This window comes from Corynebacterium sp. LK33 (assembly GCF_014334955.1).
Taxonomy (GTDB): Bacteria; Actinomycetota; Actinomycetes; order Mycobacteriales; family Mycobacteriaceae; genus Corynebacterium; species Corynebacterium jeikeium_D.
Window position 1 is genome coordinate 32322 of sequence record NZ_PDGU01000005.1, and the last position, 18006, is coordinate 50327.

13 protein-coding genes and 1 tRNA gene are annotated in these 18006 nt (G+C 57.0%); 8 read left to right on the forward strand and 6 right to left on the reverse strand.

The window, feature by feature from the left end:
• From CRD20_RS00875 to CRD20_RS00890, 4 genes are all read left to right on the forward strand, one after another.
• Nucleotides 1-849, forward strand: coding sequence for an ABC transporter permease (locus CRD20_RS00875; RefSeq protein ID WP_048732182.1), 849 nt, complete (start codon nucleotides 1-3; stop codon nucleotides 847-849).
• Between the two features lie 117 nt (nucleotides 850-966).
• Nucleotides 967-2211 carry a sensor histidine kinase gene (locus CRD20_RS00880; RefSeq protein ID WP_048732180.1) on the forward strand — a complete coding sequence of 415 codons (1245 nt, stop codon included), beginning with the start codon at nucleotides 967-969 and terminating at the stop codon, nucleotides 2209-2211.
• Nucleotides 2208-2804, forward strand: a complete 597-nt coding sequence (locus tag CRD20_RS00885; RefSeq protein ID WP_048732178.1) for a response regulator transcription factor — start codon at nucleotides 2208-2210, stop codon at nucleotides 2802-2804. Before CRD20_RS00880 ends, CRD20_RS00885 begins: the two co-directional genes overlap by 4 nt.
• 80 nt (nucleotides 2805-2884) lie before the next feature.
• Nucleotides 2885-3592: a hypothetical protein gene (locus CRD20_RS00890; RefSeq protein ID WP_016422918.1), complete on the forward strand. Its 708-nt coding sequence runs from the start codon at nucleotides 2885-2887 to the stop codon at nucleotides 3590-3592.
• Here the strand turns inward: CRD20_RS00890 and mprF are convergent.
• The gene (mprF, locus tag CRD20_RS00895; RefSeq protein WP_048732175.1) at nucleotides 3585-6170 is read right to left on the reverse strand and encodes a bifunctional lysylphosphatidylglycerol flippase/synthetase MprF; all 2586 of its coding nucleotides are present in this window, start codon (nucleotides 6168-6170) and stop codon (nucleotides 3585-3587) included. The genes CRD20_RS00890 and mprF overlap by 8 nt on opposite strands.
• A 92-nt stretch (nucleotides 6171-6262) precedes the next feature.
• Nucleotides 6263-7648 carry an esterase family protein gene (locus tag CRD20_RS00900; RefSeq protein WP_016422920.1) on the reverse strand — a complete coding sequence of 462 codons (1386 nt, stop codon included), beginning with the start codon at nucleotides 7646-7648 and terminating at the stop codon, nucleotides 6263-6265.
• Between the two features lie 193 nt (nucleotides 7649-7841).
• On the opposite strand from CRD20_RS00900, the gene CRD20_RS00905 reads away from it, so the two are divergent.
• Entirely contained in the window at nucleotides 7842-9056 is a 1215-nt protein-coding gene (locus CRD20_RS00905; RefSeq protein ID WP_187404688.1) for an aminotransferase class I/II-fold pyridoxal phosphate-dependent enzyme, read from the forward strand.
• Here CRD20_RS00905 and coaE read toward each other — a convergent pair.
• The 4 genes from coaE to polA all read right to left on the reverse strand — a co-directional run bounded on the left by coaE (nucleotide 8989) and on the right by polA (nucleotide 15528).
• Nucleotides 8989-9630, reverse strand: coding sequence for a dephospho-CoA kinase (gene coaE / locus CRD20_RS00910; RefSeq protein WP_187404689.1), 642 nt, complete (start codon nucleotides 9628-9630; stop codon nucleotides 8989-8991). The genes CRD20_RS00905 and coaE overlap by 68 nt on opposite strands.
• 33 nt (nucleotides 9631-9663) lie before the next feature.
• The gene (locus CRD20_RS00915; RefSeq protein WP_370545773.1) at nucleotides 9664-10773 is read right to left on the reverse strand and encodes a glutathione S-transferase family protein; all 1110 of its coding nucleotides are present in this window, start codon (nucleotides 10771-10773) and stop codon (nucleotides 9664-9666) included.
• 378 nt (nucleotides 10774-11151) lie between these two features.
• Nucleotides 11152-12615, reverse strand: coding sequence for a 30S ribosomal protein S1 (gene rpsA, locus CRD20_RS00920; protein WP_005510285.1), 1464 nt, complete (start codon nucleotides 12613-12615; stop codon nucleotides 11152-11154).
• A gap of 282 nt (nucleotides 12616-12897) precedes the next feature.
• The gene (gene polA / locus CRD20_RS00925) at nucleotides 12898-15528 is read right to left on the reverse strand and encodes a DNA polymerase I (RefSeq protein ID WP_187404692.1); all 2631 of its coding nucleotides are present in this window, start codon (nucleotides 15526-15528) and stop codon (nucleotides 12898-12900) included.
• A 459-nt stretch (nucleotides 15529-15987) separates the two neighbouring features.
• Between polA and CRD20_RS00930 the strand changes: the two genes are divergently transcribed.
• The 3 genes from CRD20_RS00930 to CRD20_RS00940 all read left to right on the forward strand — a co-directional run bounded on the left by CRD20_RS00930 (nucleotide 15988) and on the right by CRD20_RS00940 (nucleotide 17886).
• Nucleotides 15988-16578, forward strand: coding sequence for a TetR/AcrR family transcriptional regulator (locus tag CRD20_RS00930; protein WP_187404691.1), 591 nt, complete (start codon nucleotides 15988-15990; stop codon nucleotides 16576-16578).
• Nucleotides 16579-16784: 206 nt separating this feature from the next.
• Entirely contained in the window at nucleotides 16785-17762 is a 978-nt protein-coding gene (locus tag CRD20_RS00935) for a DUF368 domain-containing protein (protein WP_076771965.1), read from the forward strand.
• Nucleotides 17763-17812: 50 nt separating this feature from the next.
• Nucleotides 17813-17886: transfer RNA gene (locus tag CRD20_RS00940), tRNA-Leu, on the forward strand.
• Nucleotides 17887-18006 lie beyond the last annotated feature (120 nt).

Here is an 18006-nt window from a genome sequence, read left to right on the forward strand (position 1 = left end):
ATGACGTACACCGCGACTGAAACTTCGTCCGACATACCCGGCGCGACTGCTGGTACCAGCGCAACAAAGCTAACCGAATCCCACGGCCTGTCGACATACATCGCCATTCAGATCAAACGCTATCTGTCCGACTGGTCGAACCTGTTCTTCTCCATCGGCCTGCCCATCTTGTTCTTTCTGGTGTTCGGTGCCTCGCTCGACCGCGGCGGCGATGCCTTCCCTCACGGCAATGTCACCGCCTACGTGATGATTGGCATGGCTATTTACGGCGGCGTCACAGCAGCGGTGGCCAGCGCCGGACAAACGATTATGGAGCAAACCACGGGATGGGGTCGCCAGCTTGCGCTGACACCAATGTCGACGTCGCGTATTGTACTAAGCCAGGCAATTCTGGTGCTCTTCGCCGCAGTGTTGCCGATTGCGGCAATGTATCTTCTCGGCCTCGTCATCGGCACCGAGATGGAGCCACGGGCCTGGATTGTCAGCTTCATTCTCTGTGTTGTAACCTGTCTGCCGTTTGGTTTCTACGGCTATGCCTGGGCACTGCTGCTGCCGAAGCCGTCAGCGCTCAGTATCGCGTCGGGCTCGATTGTCGTGCTGTCTTACCTCGGCAACCTCTTTATCCCGATGCAGGGCGCGTTGCTGGCAATCAGCCGCTTCACGCCGCTGTTCGGTTCTGTGACTCTGTCGAGGTATCCGCTGACCGCAGGTCTTACTCCCAGCACGGATACTGGTGCAGGACTCTACACCGAGCCACTGTGGGTGCCCATTGTCAATGTTGCAGTTTGGAGCATCCTGCTAATCGGCTTCTGCATATATCTGAACAAGCGCGAGAAGTCGCGGCTGTAAATAACGCGGCGAAACACGGCTAGATAGCAAACCCAAGCGATAGCCATCGCCTCCATCTAACCTGTGACTAACGAGACCAACTTCCCTCTGCCACCGACCGAGACCGCCTAGGCATCTATGACAACCACTTTGCGACGCAGCTTCAGCCATCCTTTCCAGGGATTCCATGTCTACTCCGCACTGTCGGCTGGCATCTGGATTGTGGTTTTACCCTTCGTCTTCTTCGGTTTCGGCGCCGAAAAGGTCGCTCAGATAACTGCGCTGATTGTCAGCTTTGCGCTGGTGTACATCTTCATCTGGGGCTCACTTCACTACTATCCTCGCGGCTGGTTGCAACGAGCTCGCAACATACTTGCCCTGTGCATAGTCGCAGCGTTCGGCCTGCTCTCCATCCCGCTTGTGGGAAACGGCGCCAGCGCATTCCTGCCATTTGTCGCAGCATTGCTCAGTTGGATGCTGCCCATCATCCCCGCCATCCTCAGCATTGGCGTGCTCGGCGCAACAATCGTTACCATTAGTCATTTCTTGGCTCCGGAAAGCGGTCTCATCTTACCCATCGATGCCCTGTTTTGGGCCGTCGTTGTCTGCTGCGTTGTTCAACTCAGCAGGTTCTCCCAGGAACGAGCCCAGCTCAACCAGGAAATTGAGCTCAGCCAGCAGCGCGACTCCATCGCCCGCGATGTCCACGACGTGCTGGGCCATTCGCTGACGGTCATCTCGCTCAAATCTGAAGTCGCGCGGCGTTTGGTCCACACCAACCCCGATGCCGCCGCTGCCGAACTCGAGGCCATCACCGCTCTGTCGCGCACATCGCTTGCCGAAGTCCGCTCAACAGTCACACGCATGCGCCAGCCGGATCTCGCAGGCGAGCTCGCCGCCGCCGCGCGGGCATTCCACACCGCACACATTGAGGCTTCACTTCCCGACGATTCCAGCGGTGTAACCACCAATGTGAAACTCTTCTCCTGGGTGATTCGCGAGGCCACCACCAATATCATTCGGCATTCTGAGGCGGAGAATGTCTCAATCGAACTCACACCATCCAGCGTGGAAATCATCGACGATGGCATCGGCTTCGACATTTCCGACCTAGGCTGCGATTCCTCCGCGGCTACCACGGGCGAAGGCCAAACTGTCGCCGCTGGTGGATTGGCTGGGCTGAAGCAGCGTGTCCAGGATGCTGGCGGTGACCTCATTATCGAGTCCGCACCAGGTCGCGGCACTCGCCTTGTGGCCACGATGACGCAGTCACGCTTGCAGCGCTCGCACCGCTCCCACCACGCGGGCCGTTCATCCACCACAAGCTCCAAAAACCACCTCACTGACACAACCGTCACCGAATATGCGCGGGAGAATAGATGATTCGCGTTCTCATAGCTGATGATCAGCACCTAGTTCGAGGGGCTTTAAAGGCTCTACTGGAAACCGAACCGGACTTGGACATCGTGGCTGAAGCCGCCGACGGCATTGAAACAACGCAAAAAGTCACCGAGCAGGACGTCGATGTCGCGCTTATTGACATCGAAATGCCGCGCCTCAACGGCATTGACACCATCGCGAAAATTTCTGACCACTGCCGCTGCCTCGTCGTCACTACTTTTGCTCGCCCCGGCTACCTCAAACGCGCACTTCAGGCCGGTGCCAGCGGATTCCTGGCAAAGGACACGCCTCCTGAGCAGCTCGCAGAAGCTATTCGACGCGTCCACTCCGACCTCCGAGTCATCGATCCGGCCTTGGCCGAGGCCTCACTTTTCACGGCCGACTCTCCCCTGACCGACCGCGAAGTCGAGATCGCTCGACTGATTCTCCAAGGCGCTGATACGGGCACAATCGCCGGCCAGCTCTTCATTGCCAAGGGCACGGTGCGCAATCAGGTGTCGTCAATTATCACGAAGACGAATACCTCAAACCGCGTCGAGGCCGCGAAAACTGCTCGCGACAATGGTTGGCTCTAGAAAACAGGTCGAAATACCGCCCTGATTTTCATCGAATCGTTATTACTTTCATAGTGCGAAAACTCCCTACTGCCCACTGCGTGACGCCTACGAACACCCACCACACCTTTGCTTCACGACGTGCACTCATCGCCGGTATCCTCGCCACAACCGCATTGACCTTCACCGCCTGCTCTCAAAACGACGGCGCAGTAACTAGCCAATCGGCAGCTGACACCGCCACCATGACTCAGACTGACGGCAACGCATCAAACGCAAACTCAGAGAATAGGCCGAACCCAACCGGCTCAAACTCTGATGCTGGCGGCAGCAATAACGGTGGCGCTGCCGGAAACTCCGACGACACCTCCGACGATGCAAATTCTTCCGAGACGGCCCCATCACAAAATGGTGGACAAACCAATGGGGATACCGAAACCACGTCTTCGTCGTCAAGCGAAAATGCAGACATCGGCCAGGCGATGAGGGACATCATTTACAGCAACTCGTCGCCGGGGACCACGTTTACCGGGGGCGAGGAGATGACTGTTTACGTGTATGGCGATGGTTACCGCACGAATCTGGTCGTTGCCGGGCCGAATACCAGCTGTGAGTTTACCACCGAGGTCTTCCATCAGCAGACCGACGGTCTCAACGCCACCGCTGATAACATTCGCGATAATTTGAAGCCGAATATTCAGGCAACGAGCCCTGCGACCGGCCAGACCTACGATGTCAGCTGCGGCACGCAGGGCGATGGTGTCGTGGCGTGCAGCGGCGGAAACGACGCACGGATTTATATCAATTAGCGTTGATTGCCATTTCGGGAGCAGGCATTTCGTCTTCACTCGTTGACAGCGCAATTGCTGAATACTGCCCTGGCCGATTGATCAGTTTCGACAGACTTGCGGTAATGGCAGGCAACGATTTCACATCGGTGTAGGTCAAGTATCGAGACTTCCATACAGGCTTGAACTTTTCCTTGTAATTACGCAGCCCGCGGAAGTTATAAATCCGGCCTCCGTAGTTGTACACCAAATAGATGGTTTTTTCGCTGAGCCTGGAATGCGGCCGCGCACCGGTATTCGACATTGGTGCCATACCAAAGTTGAACTCGGTATATCCACGGTCTTTTGCCCATTCCATCAGATTCACGAAAATGCCATCCATCACTCCATCTGGAGCATCAGGTCGAATGCGCATCAAATCCACTGACGCAACCCTTTGCCCTTGCGGCATTATCGAAGCAAATCCTTCGACACGGTCTGAATCCGCCGATCGAACAACTGCAATCGGTGCACGTGACAGATAATTCTCATCAAAGAAACCGAGCGAGAAGCTCATTTCCGTGCGTTTTCCGAGCCACTCCTGCGATGCGTCTCGCAATTCCATAATGAATTCTGGGCTGTACGGTGCCTCGGCAATTTCAAAAGTACAACCAGAGCTTTCTAACTTGTTGTACATACGTCGGAACGTCTTGCCCTTATTACCGACTCGGGTGAAACCCGAAATATCAACCGTCGCATCTTCACCGAGTTTGACCAGGCTCATGCCCTCATTTACACATCGAGCCAAATGGTCTTCGCCCACTTCATAGAATGCGACCGAGCACTGAAAGGTATCCGCATAGTCAATAAAGTCCGCGAACAGTTGATTGAAGGCATCCGGGTCGCCGAATGGATCACCGAGTGCAATCAAGGTCGTGCCATGGGGGCGGTACAGCAACGCTGCACGGTCCGCACCATTTCGCTTATCGACGGTAAAGAAAACCTGCTTATCGCCTAGGTAATACAGATGCGAAAAAGCATTCCCGCCCCATTTTTCAATCAGGGCCTCGAATCGACGTGTCTGCTCTTCGTTTGGGGCTTCGAACTCCGGAGCGCGACAGCGAGAAAACAATACTGCAATTGCCACAGCACATGCGAGCATTACGTAGAAAAGAACCATTGGCCAGTGAGTATTGGCATGCGGGGATGGTGCGGGTACATTGACCACCTTATTTACCCGAAGCGCATGCCAACTCGAAAGAACGATTGGAATAGCAATCGCCAGAGCTGCCGTTGGTACGAAACTACTCCACTTTAATGGGAGTGGATCTCGATCAAACGCACTGCGAGACGCGAATAGTGCAAGTGCAAAGACCCCAAGATAAATAGCCTCTTCGTAGTCGATTCCGCGCACTAGACACGCAACCGCTGCCACCCCAAGCAGCACTAAAACCAGCTGGTAGCAGCGTCTGACTCGTTGGTTAATTCCGCGAGCCAAGATAAGCAACATGACGGCGATAAACAGCACTGTCAAATGCGATGCACGCCGGACAGTGCTCGGCAAAACTTCTTCGATAATCCGAATACGTGAAGCAATTTCAGGTGTCAGCGCCGAAACAAAGAGCAAAAGACTAGAGAAAACGGTGATAACTGCGAGTATCCGAGCCATGACACGGTGCGGAAAATCGGACTCGAGTTCTTTCACGCTGTCGGAGACCCAAAAGACCGCCGCCAGCAGCCACGGAACGATGTAATAGAAAACGCGGTACAGTACAAGGCCAAGCAGAATATGGTTAGTGTCGAGGCCAACTTTGGCGCACAGCGCAAACACTGTGAGGTCGAAGCTACCAGCTCCTGCAGGCAGGAAAGATAGCAATCCGGCCAGAGTGGCGGTTGCAAAAATAAAGATAGCAATCGGGAGTGAAAACTCCGGTGTGAACACCCGAACGCATACCCAGAAGAACAGCCCAGCTGCTGCCCAATCAACGACTGAGGTGCCGAGAAGATACCACTTTTCCCGCTTTCCTATCTGCGCAAAAGTCGTTTTTCTTAAATCAATTACGCCAAGTTTAAATCTATCCGCTAAGAAAAACAGCGGCAGATAAAAACATGAGATTATGGCGACGACAATTAACCAGCCATCGAAATGCACTGCGTACGGCAACGTTATTGCCAACATTACGAATAACCCGAGTAGGTTGGCAGCCCACACACTTGCCGAAACACCAATGGACTTACCTCGGTCCGCACCCGCCCAGGTATAGTATTTCGCACGGATTGTACCTCCGGTGAGCCCACCGAATCCGGCGAAATTATTAAAGGCCTGCGCAATCCAGCCAATCTTCAATGCTTCGCGTGGCGACACCTCCACACCGGCATATTTGGAGGCGACCAAGTCGTAGAGTCCCGTCGCACTGAACGCAATCAGACCTAACACCATGATGATTGCGTTTACGTGCATCGACGTATCAGCAAAAATTTCTCGAAGTTGGCTTCCTGAAATGGCGGCAAACTGGCCACGAGCCACAAGCACGATAATGGAGATTATCGCGATATAGAAAACAATCTTTAAGATTTTTCCGTGCGCCTTAAGCCACTGGTACAAGGATTGCATCGTCATACCTTTAACTCCGATCTTTAATTTCGCAGATGATCTAAACCAGACAGCCATACTTTTGATGGCCGCATCGAGAAAAATAGTGTTCTTGTGTTCTAGTGGCTTTGCGCCCGGATAAGATTCATTTTCTCCGCAAGCCAGGGGAGCTCGTCGTCAAGCGCGCGATCCCACACTTTCCATTCGTGCGTACCGGAATAGGTGCGCTCTTGGACGTCCATTCCCTGTTCCCGTCCGGCTCGGCAGACTTTCCACAGCCCTTCGATGACATCTTTAGATTCCTCATCGCCTATGGAACAGAATGCGGAATAACCTGTGAAGTCTTCGCCAGAAGCGAAAATCGATAACGGATTATTTGCCTCAAACGTGGCCTTGTCGCCACCAAAGCCCTTCTCGATTGTCGTCTCAAGGTTGTGCAGATTTGGGAACTCCTCGCCTGACATGTCCAGCACGGTACGATACGGGCCTCCCTTACGGCTGAGAACTTGCATCGCGCAGGTACCACCATTGGACAATCCACCTACTGCCCACGACTGCGGTCGAGTATCTACTTGGAAATGTTGCTCCAACCACGCCGGTACGTCATGTTCCAAATAGGTTGCGACCGCCCCATTTTCAGTGTCGGAGCAGAGCGGATTCTTGAAGCTCGAAGATAGCTGATCAACTATCGCCACAATCGGCGCCAAACCATTGTGTTGCTCAGCAAAGCGATCCATAGTATTTTTCAGGTCGCCGTTTACCAGCCAATCCTTCGACGTACCCGGCTGTCCTGGCATCAGTACAAGCACAGGCAGCAGAGGACGAGGTCGAGCGAAATAGGCAGCTGGAACATAGATAATGGAGGAGCGCGGAGAAAAGTCAGTAGCAGGGATATCTGCTTGCACGAGAACGCTGCTATCAGAGCTCAGTTTTTCGACTTGGCGTGGCCGCCACCGTTGTTCCAAGGATGTTTGTTTTGCCGACTCACTGTCACCGGGACGATAAACATCCGCGACCGGCGCGAGCCCATCTACCTCGCCAAAAGCCTGCACTTTGCCTGGTCCGCGTAGCACCTGGGCCAAGTTTGCATACGTGCCATAGTGAATATTGGGAACGGCATAGGCGCCGAGTACTGATAATGAGCAGACGAGAAGACCCGCAATGATGCGCCTAGGCTTCTTGGAAAACGCAATTACAACTAGAGCAACGATGCCGGACAAGCCAGATGCGAATGGTCCGAAAACTTCAATACCGATGTAGTCCGGGATCGGTCGCCACACCTTATTAAGCACATACCAGCCGATGGTGCTCACCACAGAGACAGCCACTACAATCGCGCAAACTTGAATTAGTCCCGATTTTCTAGAGCTGTTCCCCTTTGCAACCAGCCAAAGGAGAAACCCGAGAGTCAGCAGCATTAGTATAACTGCGATAATTTCTGGAACTCTGCCACGCAGCTGTACCAATTTGGCAGCCTCAAGGGCGTACCACGACCAATCTTGCATGCGGTAAAGACTATTTTTTAAAAGGAAGAGAATGCACAGAATATCTGAAGCTCTTATCTAGAATTGTCGCTTCGATTTGTAGCGCTCAGAGATGGCACGCCAAAGCTGGTGTACACAGCTTCGCGGACTGACGACCATCACATCCTGCAGCTTCATGCTTCGAACTCATGAGATTCCACCTACAGTAAATACCATGACTGTTTCCCGCTTGCGCCCCTTCGGCGAGACCATCTTCGCCACCATGTCCCGCCTCGCTACCGAGCACGAGGCAATCAATCTTGGGCAGGGCTTCCCCGATTGGGATGGGCCGGCGGAGGTGCTCGCGGAGGCGCGACATCAGATAGCTGGAGGAAACAACCAGTACGGCCCCGGCCGCGGCATGAAGGTGCTCCGCGAGGCTATCGTCGCCGATCGCGCCCGCCGCACGGGGCAGGTCTACGACGCCGACGCCGAATGCCTCGTCACGGTCGGCGCCACGGAGTCGATTGCCGCCACCGCCTTGGGGCATCTCGAACCCGGCAGCCACGTCATCGTCATCGAGCCGTACTACGACTCGTACAAAGCCGTCATCGCACTGGCTAACTGCACATATACCGCGGTGCCGCTCATCCCCGCAGCTTCCGGCACGGCACGCTCCTGGTCGCTCGACCGCAGCGCGCTTGCCGATGCCGTCACCGCTAAAACGGCCATGATTATCATCAATTCGCCGCACAACCCCACCGGCACCGTCCTCACGGAGGAGGACTTGCAGGCCATCGCCGATGTCGCCATCGCAAACAATCTACTCGTGCTTGCCGACGAAGTCTACGAACGCCTGTACTTCAACGGATTGTCACACTCTTCCATCAGCGCTCTGCCCGGCATGCGCGAGCGAACCATTGTCGTGTCCAGCGCCGCAAAAACCTTCAACGTCACCGGATGGAAGATCGGCTGGGCGCTGGCCCCGACCGAACTACTCGATGGCGTCGTCAAGGCCAAGCAGTTCTTGAGCTATGTCGGCGCCACTCCCCTTCAGCCCGCAGTCGCCCGTGGCCTGCAGGAATGTGCCCCATGGGTGGACGAGCTGGCGGGTCAGCTCGAGGGCAACATGCGGCTCCTCGCCGATGGGTTGGAGGGCCTTGGCGCCGACGTCTTCACGCCGCAGGCAGGGTATTTTGTCGTCGCCGATGTCTCGAGCTGGGGGCTTGGCGACGCCCTGGAGACCTGCACCCGACTGGTCAAGGAGTGCCGCGTCGCAGCCATCCCCGTCACCGCTTTTGTGGATGACCCGGAGTCAGAAAAGTACCGCTACCTGGTGCGGTTCGCTTTCTGCAAGCGCGCCGAGGTGATTGAGGAGGCTATCATCCGGCTGCGGAATTATCTTGCTGCCCGGCCTGCAGCTGACGAATCTGATTCAGCGGCTGAATAATCCGCTCCCAAATCCGGTCGACCTGGCGCACAAGGTCCTCCTCGGTGCCTGAGTTTTCCATAACCACGTCGGCGAACTGCAGGCGCTTGTCATCGCTGATTTGCTTAGCGATGCGCTGCTTCGCATCCTCTCGGTCTACACCGCGGCTTTCCACCAGACGGTCGAGACGGACCTCCACCGGGGTATGCACAACCACGACGAGGTCTTGCGCTTCCGACTGCCCCATTTCAATCAACAGCGGAGAGTCAAAAACAATGATGGCGTCACCTGCCGCGTTGAACTGCTCTTCGGTGCGCTGCTCAATACGCGGGTGGGTAATGGAGTTCAGCAGCTCCGTCTTCTCCGCTGATACGAAGGCCCGCTTCGCAAGTTCGCCGCGATTGAGGGAGCCGTCGTCAAGCAAAATGCCCTCGCCGAAAGCTTCGGCGAGTTCGGCCAGCGCCGGTTCCCCGGGTTCGACGACATCGCGAGCGATCTGATCAGCGTCGATGATGACAGCACCGAGCTCGGCAAACCTACGGGCGACCGTAGATTTCCCACTGCCCATGCCGCCGGTTAGTCCTACTTTGAGCATGTCTCTAAGGGTACGTGGACACGCCCCCGCACGTTAGTGCTTTACGACGAGATCCTCGATGCGGTGACCCTCTTCAACGGGATCTGGGTTGACTGGGGCCGGGGCGGTGCCGTTACCGAATGGGCTGCCACCAAGGGTCTCGCGGCCGTGCGGCTGGAGCAGGTCAGAGAGCTCCGGCCCCTTCGGGACGATCCCTAAAGGATTGAGGTCGCGGTGGACTTCGTAGTAATGGCGCTTGATATCGACGAAGTCAGTGGTGTCGCCGAAGCCCGGAGTCTGGAAGAGATCACGCAGGTAGTTGTATAGAACCGGCATCTCGGAGATTTTGCTCCGGTTGCACTTGAAGTGGCCGTGGTAGACGGCATCGAAGCGGATGAGGGTTGTGTAAAGGCGAATATCGGCCTCAGTGATGTGGTCGCCCATGAGGTAACGGCGGGTCTCTAAGCGCTCAGAAACCTGGTCTAGGGCACTGAACAGTCGGTCGTAGGCCTTGTCGTAGGACTCCTGCGAGCCTGCGAAACCGCAGCGGTAGACGCCATTATTGATTTCGGCGTAGATGAACTGCATGAGCTCATCCATTTCCTCGCGCATCTCCACCGGGTAAAGATCCGGGGCGCCTTTGCGGTGGAACTCGGTCCACTCGGTAATGAAGTCCAAGGTGATCCAGGGGAAGTCATTGGTCACAACCTCACCCGACTCGATCTCGACGATGGCCGGAACAGTAATGCCGCGCTGATAGTCCGGGAAACGCTTGCGGAATGCCTCCTGGAGGCGCTCGTAGCCTAGTACTTCGTCACGGCCACCTGGTCCCTTGTCGAATGTCCAGGAGCGGGCATCGTGAACTGGCCCTGGAATTCCGACTGAAATTGCATCTTCCAAGCCGAGCAGCCTGCGAACGATAAGCGTGCGATGTGCCCATGGGCACGCGCGAGCCGCGATGAGGCGGTAGCGACCGGCTTCAACGGGCCACGTCTTAATCCCCTCGCCTACTTCGCGACCATCCTTAACAATCCGGTCATTGATATAGCGGGTGTCGCGGTTAAAGTCCTTGCCCTTCTGGGAGTACACCCCACCGGCGGAGTGTGCGGAATCCTCTACGTGATTAGCGTTATCTACCTGTTTGGCTTCGTCCTTTGTTGTCATGTCACCAATCATATGGGCAGAAAGATAGGCTGTCAACGGCAGTAAAGACCGCCAGAGCCACCAAAATCGACAGGACCACCGGGGCATTAGAGTCATTAGGGCCATTAGGACGGCTTGCGCTTCGCCAGTAGCCGGTTACTGTGCAGCAAACTACTTCTGGTGAAGCGTAAGCCCGCCCTAGACAACAGCGGTGCCCCCTTCATGGCCCAAAGCCCCAACACCAGGACCAAAAATGCAGCAAGCTCCCAAGCCGCCGCTATAAGAACAAGGCCGAGCAGGTGCCCGTCGTAAAGCAAAGAAAGCACGAAAAAGCCCCAGCGAGGAAAACCTCGCCGGGGCGATTTCTCAAAGGGACGTATAAGCCCTTAGCGGCCTAGCTTAGTTGCCAGCCAGCTTCTCGCGCAGAGCAGCGAGCTGCTCGTCGGAAGCCAGGGTGCCGCCTGCGTTGTCTGCAGCCGGTGCGGCCGGAGCAGCCGGAGCTGCCTCGCCGGACTCGGAGGAGTAGTTCGAAGCGGTCTCTGCAGCCTCGGCAGCTGCAGCGCGGTGACGCTCGATCTGGGCAGCGTGCAGCTGGTGGTGACGCTCTGCCTCTGCGTAGCGAGCCTCCCACTCTGCGCGCTGAGTCTCGAAGCCTTCCATCCACTCGTTGGTCTCCGGGTCGAAGCCCTCCGGGAAGATGTAGTTGCCCTGCTCGTCGTAGGAGTCGCCCATGCCGTACTTGGTCGGGTCGAACTCTTCGGTGAAGTCCTCGTCAGCCTGCTTGAGGGACAGGGAGATACGACGACGCTCGAGGTCGATGTCGATGACCTTGACCATGACCTGCTCGTCGACGGAGACGATCTGGTCCGGAACGTCGATGTGGCGGGAAGCCAGCTCGGAGATGTGAACCAGGCCCTCGATGCCCTCCTCGACGCGGACGAACGCACCGAACGGAACCAGCTTGGTGACCTTGCCCGGTACAATCTGACCGATTGCGTGAGTGCGGGCGAAGACGCGCCACGGGTCTTCCTGAGTAGCCTTCAGGGACAGGGAAACGCGCTCGCGGTTCAGGTCGACCTCGAGAACCTCGACGGTGACCTCGTCGCCAACCTGGACAACCTCGGACGGGTGGTCGATGTGCTTCCAGGACAGCTCGGAAACGTGAACCAGGCCGTCAACACCGCCGAGATCGACGAATGCGCCGAAGTTGACGATGGAGGAAACGACACCCTTGCGGACCTGGCCCTTCTGCAGCTGGTGCAGGAACTCAGAGCGGACCTCAGACTGGGTCTGCTCGAGCCATGCACGGCGGGACAGAACGACGTTGTTGCGGTTCTTATCGAGCTCGATGATCTTGGCCTCGATCTCCTGGCCGATGTACGGCTGGAGGTCGCGGACACGACGCATCTCGACGAGGGAAGCCGGCAGGAAGCCGCGCAGGCCGATGTCGAGGATCAGGCCGCCCTTGACGACCTCGATGACGGTACCGGTAACCGGCTCGTCGTTCTCCTTGAGCTGCTCGATGGTGCCCCAAGCACGCTCGTACTGAGCGCGCTTCTTGGACAGGATGAGGCGGCCTTCCTTGTCTTCCTTGGTCAGGACCAGCGCGTCGATCTCATCGCCAACTTCGACCACTTCGTCAGGGTCGACATCGTGCTTGATGGACAGTTCGCGGGAAGGAATGACACCTTCAGTCTTGTAGCCGATGTCGAGAAGAACCTCGTCGCGGTCAACCTTAACGACGGTGCCTTCAACGATGTCACCATCGTTGAAGTACTTCATCGTCGAGTCGACAGCGGCCAGGAAATCCTCAGCGGTGCCAATGTCGTTGATGGCAACCTGAGGGACGTTAGAAGTGGACATATAAGATGTGCTCCGAAGCGGATAGAAATCGAAAAACGGACAATTTCGGCCTTGCCCCTCAAAGAAACACCTGGACAACCGGGCCAAATCCGCTTTCGGCGAATCTCGCCATTGGCAATTAGTTAACCCGATGTCCCTGGAGCTCGAGGCTGCAAAGTCGGCACGCTAATGCATACCTAGCGAACAATACCGATTTGAGCTGCGACATTCAAGTCCGCAACACATCCGCGGCAAGCCCGCAACAAGTCCGCCGACCAGCACTACGGCCCGACCTTCGCACCACTAATGCGCAGCAGTACCCCAATTCACACCAGCACCGATAGAAACATCCAACGGCACCAACAATTCAGCCGCCGAGTCCATCTCCCGATGCAGCAGCTCCTTGATGGCCGCCTCTTCCCCATCTGCAACTTCAACAACCAATTCGTCATGAACCTGCAGGAGGACACGTGAGCGCAACCCGCCCCGTCGTAAAGCATCGTCGACCCGGAGCATCGCGATTTTAATAATGTCTGCCGCCGACCCCTGGATCGGCGAGTTCAATGCCGCGCGTTCCGCATTATCGCGAGCGATGCGGTTGTCGGCGTTGAGTTCCGGCAGGTAGCGACGCCGATCGAACATCGTGGCCGTAAAGCCGTCCTTACGCGCCTGCTCAACAACCTTGTGCAGATAATCGCGCACGCCACCGAAGCGCTCGAAGTAGTCCTCCATGAGCTTCTTCGCCTCGCGCTGCGGAATGTCGAGCTGCTGCGCCAGACCAAAAGCACTCAGACCATAAGCCAGACCGTAACTCATCGCCTTCACACGACGACGCAGCTCGGGCGTGACCCCATCAATGCCGACGCCGAAGACCTTCGAGCCGACGTAATTGTGCAGGTCCTCGCCCTGGCGGTAGGCCTCAATCAACCCCGGATCCTGCGACAGGTGCGCCATCACGCGCATCTCAATCTGCGAGTAGTCCGCGGTGATCAGCTGCTCATAGCCATCGCCGACCACGAACGCCTCACGAATCCGTCGCCCGAACTCCGTGCGCACCGGGATGTTCTGCAGATTCGGCTCCGTCGACGACAGACGCCCCGTCGCCGCGACCGTCTGATTAAAAGTCGTATGAATACGGCCATCATCAGCAACAGCCTTAATCAGCCCCTCCACGGTCGTCTTCATCTTCTGCGACTCGCGGAACTTCAGCAGGTAGTCCAGGAACGGATGCGGGTTGACCTTCGCCAGTCCCTCAATCTCCTTCGCCGCCGTGGAATAGCCCGTCTTCGTCTTCTTTGTCTTGGGCATTCCCAGCTGATCAAACAGGACCTCTTGCAACTGCTTCGGCGATCCGAGATTCAGCTCAGGCTTATCGACGAGGTTGCGAGCCTCACTCTCCGCCTCATCGGTAGCCGCCTGCGCCTGCTTGCGGAGCTCCTCGAGCGCATCAACATCGACAGCGATACCGGCGCGTTCCATCCGACCCAGCACTGGGGCGAGCGGGACTTCCAGGTCGGCGTACACGCTGTAGAGCCCGGCCTCGTCGAGTTCGACAGCCAATCGCTCAGCCAGGTCGATGACGGCGGCGACATAGGAAGCGTCTTCGGCCGGGCCATCGAGCAGGGTCATCTGGCCCTCGGCCTGCGAAAGAGTCTGGCCCAGGTGACGCTGGACGACGTTGTCCAAGCTGTAGCTGCGCTGGCTTGGGCGCAGCAGATACGCGGCCAAGAAGGTGTCGTGGATGACCCCGGCCAGCTCGAAGTCGTAGTTCCAGAGTGCATGCATGGCCGTTTTAGAGTCATGCACCAGCTTCGGATGGTCGCCAGCGAGCCACTCGCGCAGTGCGTCGGCATCTTCGGCGGAAAGATCACCCAAGTCGAGAGAAACAGCCTGGCCGGAGGTCTTGCCCTTCTCATCTGCGGAGCCAATCATCAGGGTGTGCTCCCCGACCTGCAACGCGGCCGGCTCGTGCAGATTATCGAGCCAGGCAGCCAGGGCGCCGTCGTCAAGCGAAACAGCCTCGAGCTTTGTCGCACTGTCGCTGGTGGAGGCGGTGACGCCCGCGCCTTCGATGGAAAGGGTGCGGAAGACGCGTTCGCGAAGGTTGTCGCCGAATTCAAGGCGGTCGAAGAAGTCGATGATGCCCTGGGCGTCGGCGGGACGGAGCTCGAGCTCGTTCGGACCATACGGCAAGGGCAGGTCCTTGACCATTTCGGTGATGTCGCGGTTCAACTGAACGTTTGCGACGCGCTCGCGGAAGTTGTCGCCGACTTTGCCGCGGATTTCGTCAGCGTGGTCGATGAGGTTTGCCAGCGTGCCGTACTGAACGATCCACTTCGTCGCGGTCTTCTCGCCGACCCCCGGAATGCCCGGGAGGTTGTCGGAGGGGTCGCCGCGGAGAGCCGCGAAGTCCGGGTACTGAGTCGGCGTCAGACCGTACTTCTTCTCGATAGCAGCAGGCGTGAAGCGATGCAGCGTGGTGACGCCGCGCATTGGATAAAGCACCGTGGTGGTGTCGTTGACCAACTGGAACGAGTCACGGTCACCGGTGACGATGAGCGTTTCGAAGCCCTCAGGCTTGGCTTGGGTAGCCAAAGTCGCGATAATGTCGTCGGCCTCATAGTTGTCCTTTTCCAGCGTGACGATGCCCATCTCTTTCAGCACCTGCTGAATAAGCGGCACCTGACCACGGAATTCCTCAGGAGTCTTCTCACGCTGGGCCTTATACTCCGGGAAAATCTCGTTGCGGAACGTCTCGCGGGCGACGTCGAAGGCGACCGCCACGTGCGTGGGCTTTTCCTCGCTGAGGATATTGGACAGCATAGAAAGGAAGCCGTACACCGCGTTCGTTGTCTGACCACCGGTGGTTGAGAAATTATCCACCGGAAGGGCAAAGAACGCGCGGAAGGCCATGGAATGACCGTCGATAAGCATGAGGGTCTTCTTCATGACATCCCAGTGTAGGAAAATATTGAACAGCGTAGGAAAACTGAGATGCGCGCTGAGGAATCGCGAGCTGCGGAGGATGAGCTGTTGGCCGGTCAGCTTCAGTGAACAATAATTACGGTAATCAGGCTGCATTTTGAAACGGATTCAGCAGCCCCTTAGTCCACCTGAACAGTGATTCGCAAGAGTGAGCCTCTCGAGCGTCGCTTGGCACCTGGTTTCAGTTTCCGAAATGCTGTAATCCAACTTTAATATTCGCCTTATTTTCCTGGAGTTTTTCCATATTTTCCAGCGATTGTTCAACAGCATGCACGGAACCTGCCCCAAATGAGGCACCTAGAAATTACCCCCTCTTTGAGGTGGCCGCGAAAACATATCACCACGTCCTGCGCATGCCTCTGAAATCAATTGGCGTAGTTACGCTTTCATGGCTTTAGACTCTTCAGCATGAGTGAGTTCGATTCGACCGATTTCCAACGGAGCGCCCAGTCCACCCGCGAGCGCATCATCGCGGCTGCAGCTCGGCACTTCGCGCGCAAGCCTTTGCGAAGCGTGCCGCTGAAGGAAATTGCCAGCGATGCGGGCGTTAGCGCGCCGCTCATCATCAAGTACTTCGGCTCCAAAGAAGGTCTCATGGCCGAACTGATTGACTTCAGCCAGTTCAAAGGCACACTCAGCCGAGCTCCCTTCAATGAACTTGGCCAGCGGATGGCCAGCGCTATTTTGACTGGTCAAGGAATGGCCGGACAGTCCATGATTCCGCTGATTGTCGGATCCCTCGACTCCGAGGAAACCGCAAAAGTCATCGCCGAGCGGTTCAATGAAGCTGTTGCAAATGACTTGATTCGCCGCGTCGAAGAGGACGGACCGGAAGACGTTAGCCACGATGCTGCTGTGCACCGCAGCCAGATGGCTATTTCCCTCTGCGTCGGATACCTAGTTCTTTCTGATACTGGTCTGATCGATGAGGCCAACGCGCCGAGGATTTCGGTGGAGGCCCTGGGCAGCTGCCTGCAGCAGATCATCGAACACGGCTAAGAACTGAGCACGGCCAAGGAAGCGGCTCCACTGCCCACCGCCTACTGCCCCCCCCTGCCACCGACTACTCCTGCGTAACTCACTGAATCAGCAGCGCCACCCCAGGCGCTGCTTTTTTGTTTTGTGTCCTTAATCGCACCCCGAAGCCACTAATACACACACGGAAATACGCTTCTTCTCAGGTGGAAGACATACAATGGCCTGCGATGTCTACTGAAAATACGAGCGCTCCTGGCGCAGAGTCGACCACGCTGCCGACCACGAGCCCCTACTCTGAAATCCCGAAGCCGACCCCGCTGGGTGTCATCGCCAACGCAGTTCGCGGTGGCCTCATTGGTCTCGCCGAGACGATTCCGGGGGTCTCCGGCGGCACTCTTGCGCTGATCACGGGCATCTACGGACGCCTGATTGAATCGGCCAAGCGCATCACCGACCTGCCGCGGGCAATTTCGAAGGGCACCTTCAAGGAGGACCTTCGCAGAATCGACTGGTGGCTGCTCATCCCGGTGGCTATCGGCATGGTTGCCGTGGTCTTCTCCATGGCAGGCGTCATGGAGAACTTCGTCACCAACCAACCAGTCGCTTCTCGAGCACTGTTCATGGGCATGATCGCCGCCTCGATTACCATGCCGCTGAACGAGCTACCGCCAGGCGCTCTGCGTCAGCCGGGCATGCGCGGCAAGGCCATCGCCGTCTTCCTGTTCTTCAGCATCGCCCTGTTCGCGCTTACTTCCCTGCCACAGGCCGCGCCGACGCAGCCGCCTCTCTGGCTTGTACTCATCGCCGCCTCGATTGCCGTGTGCGCACTGGTTCTGCCGGGCGTTTCGGGCTCTTTCTTCCTGCTGGTCATCGGACTCTACGCACCGACCATGGGCGCAATTCACGACCGTGACTTCGCCTACATCGGCACGTTCTTCGTCGGCGCGCTGATCGGCATCGTCCTGTTCATCCGCCTCCTCGAATGGCTGCTGAGTACGCACCAGGCGCTCACGTTGGTCGCCATGTCCGGCCTCATGCTCGGTTCGCTGCGCGCTCTCTGGCCGTGGCAGACCGAAAACAACGAGCTCCAGGGCATCGGCTCCGACTGGGGACTCGCCCTCGGACTGTTCATTCTCGGCGCCGCAATCGTCAGCGTCGTCGCTTATGCGCAGCGCCGTTTTTCTAATTCGGGGTCGATGGACTAAACTAGTCAAAGTCGCTTCGATAGAGCATTTTCGCTTATCGACGGCTTTGCGCCCCTGTAGCCCAATTGGCAGAGGCAACGGATTCAAAACCCGTCCAGTGTGAGTTCGAGTCTCACCGGGGGCACGATTTTAAAACCCGCTTTCACCTGGCTTTTAGCCTGGTGGGGGCGGGTTTTTACTTGTCTGAGTATTCACTATCTTTCACTCTTTTTCACGCACTTTCACGCACTTTCACGGGTATTTT

What these genes read in the sequence shown, in the direction of transcription:
- CRD20_RS00905 (WP_187404688.1), top strand. Translation starts at nt 7,842, where the DNA reads ATGACTGTTTCCCGCTTGCGCCCCTTCGGCGAGACCATCTTCGCCACC.
- CRD20_RS00900 (WP_016422920.1), bottom strand. Translation starts at nt 7,648, where the DNA reads ATGCAAGATTGGTCGTGGTACGCCCTTGAGGCTGCCAAATTGGTACAG.
- mprF (WP_048732175.1), bottom strand. Translation starts at nt 6,170, where the DNA reads ATGACGATGCAATCCTTGTACCAGTGGCTTAAGGCGCACGGAAAAATC.
- CRD20_RS00935 (WP_076771965.1), top strand. Translation starts at nt 16,785, where the DNA reads ATGTCTACTGAAAATACGAGCGCTCCTGGCGCAGAGTCGACCACGCTG.
- CRD20_RS00885 (WP_048732178.1), top strand. Translation starts at nt 2,208, where the DNA reads ATGATTCGCGTTCTCATAGCTGATGATCAGCACCTAGTTCGAGGGGCT.
- CRD20_RS00880 (WP_048732180.1), top strand. Translation starts at nt 967, where the DNA reads ATGACAACCACTTTGCGACGCAGCTTCAGCCATCCTTTCCAGGGATTC.
- CRD20_RS00915 (WP_370545773.1), bottom strand. Translation starts at nt 10,773, where the DNA reads ATGACAACAAAGGACGAAGCCAAACAGGTAGATAACGCTAATCACGTA.
- CRD20_RS00930 (WP_187404691.1), top strand. Translation starts at nt 15,988, where the DNA reads ATGAGTGAGTTCGATTCGACCGATTTCCAACGGAGCGCCCAGTCCACC.
- coaE (WP_187404689.1), bottom strand. Translation starts at nt 9,630, where the DNA reads ATGCTCAAAGTAGGACTAACCGGCGGCATGGGCAGTGGGAAATCTACG.
- polA (WP_187404692.1), bottom strand. Translation starts at nt 15,528, where the DNA reads ATGCTTATCGACGGTCATTCCATGGCCTTCCGCGCGTTCTTTGCCCTT.
- rpsA (WP_005510285.1), bottom strand. Translation starts at nt 12,615, where the DNA reads ATGTCCACTTCTAACGTCCCTCAGGTTGCCATCAACGACATTGGCACC.
- CRD20_RS00875 (WP_048732182.1), top strand. Translation starts at nt 1, where the DNA reads ATGACGTACACCGCGACTGAAACTTCGTCCGACATACCCGGCGCGACT.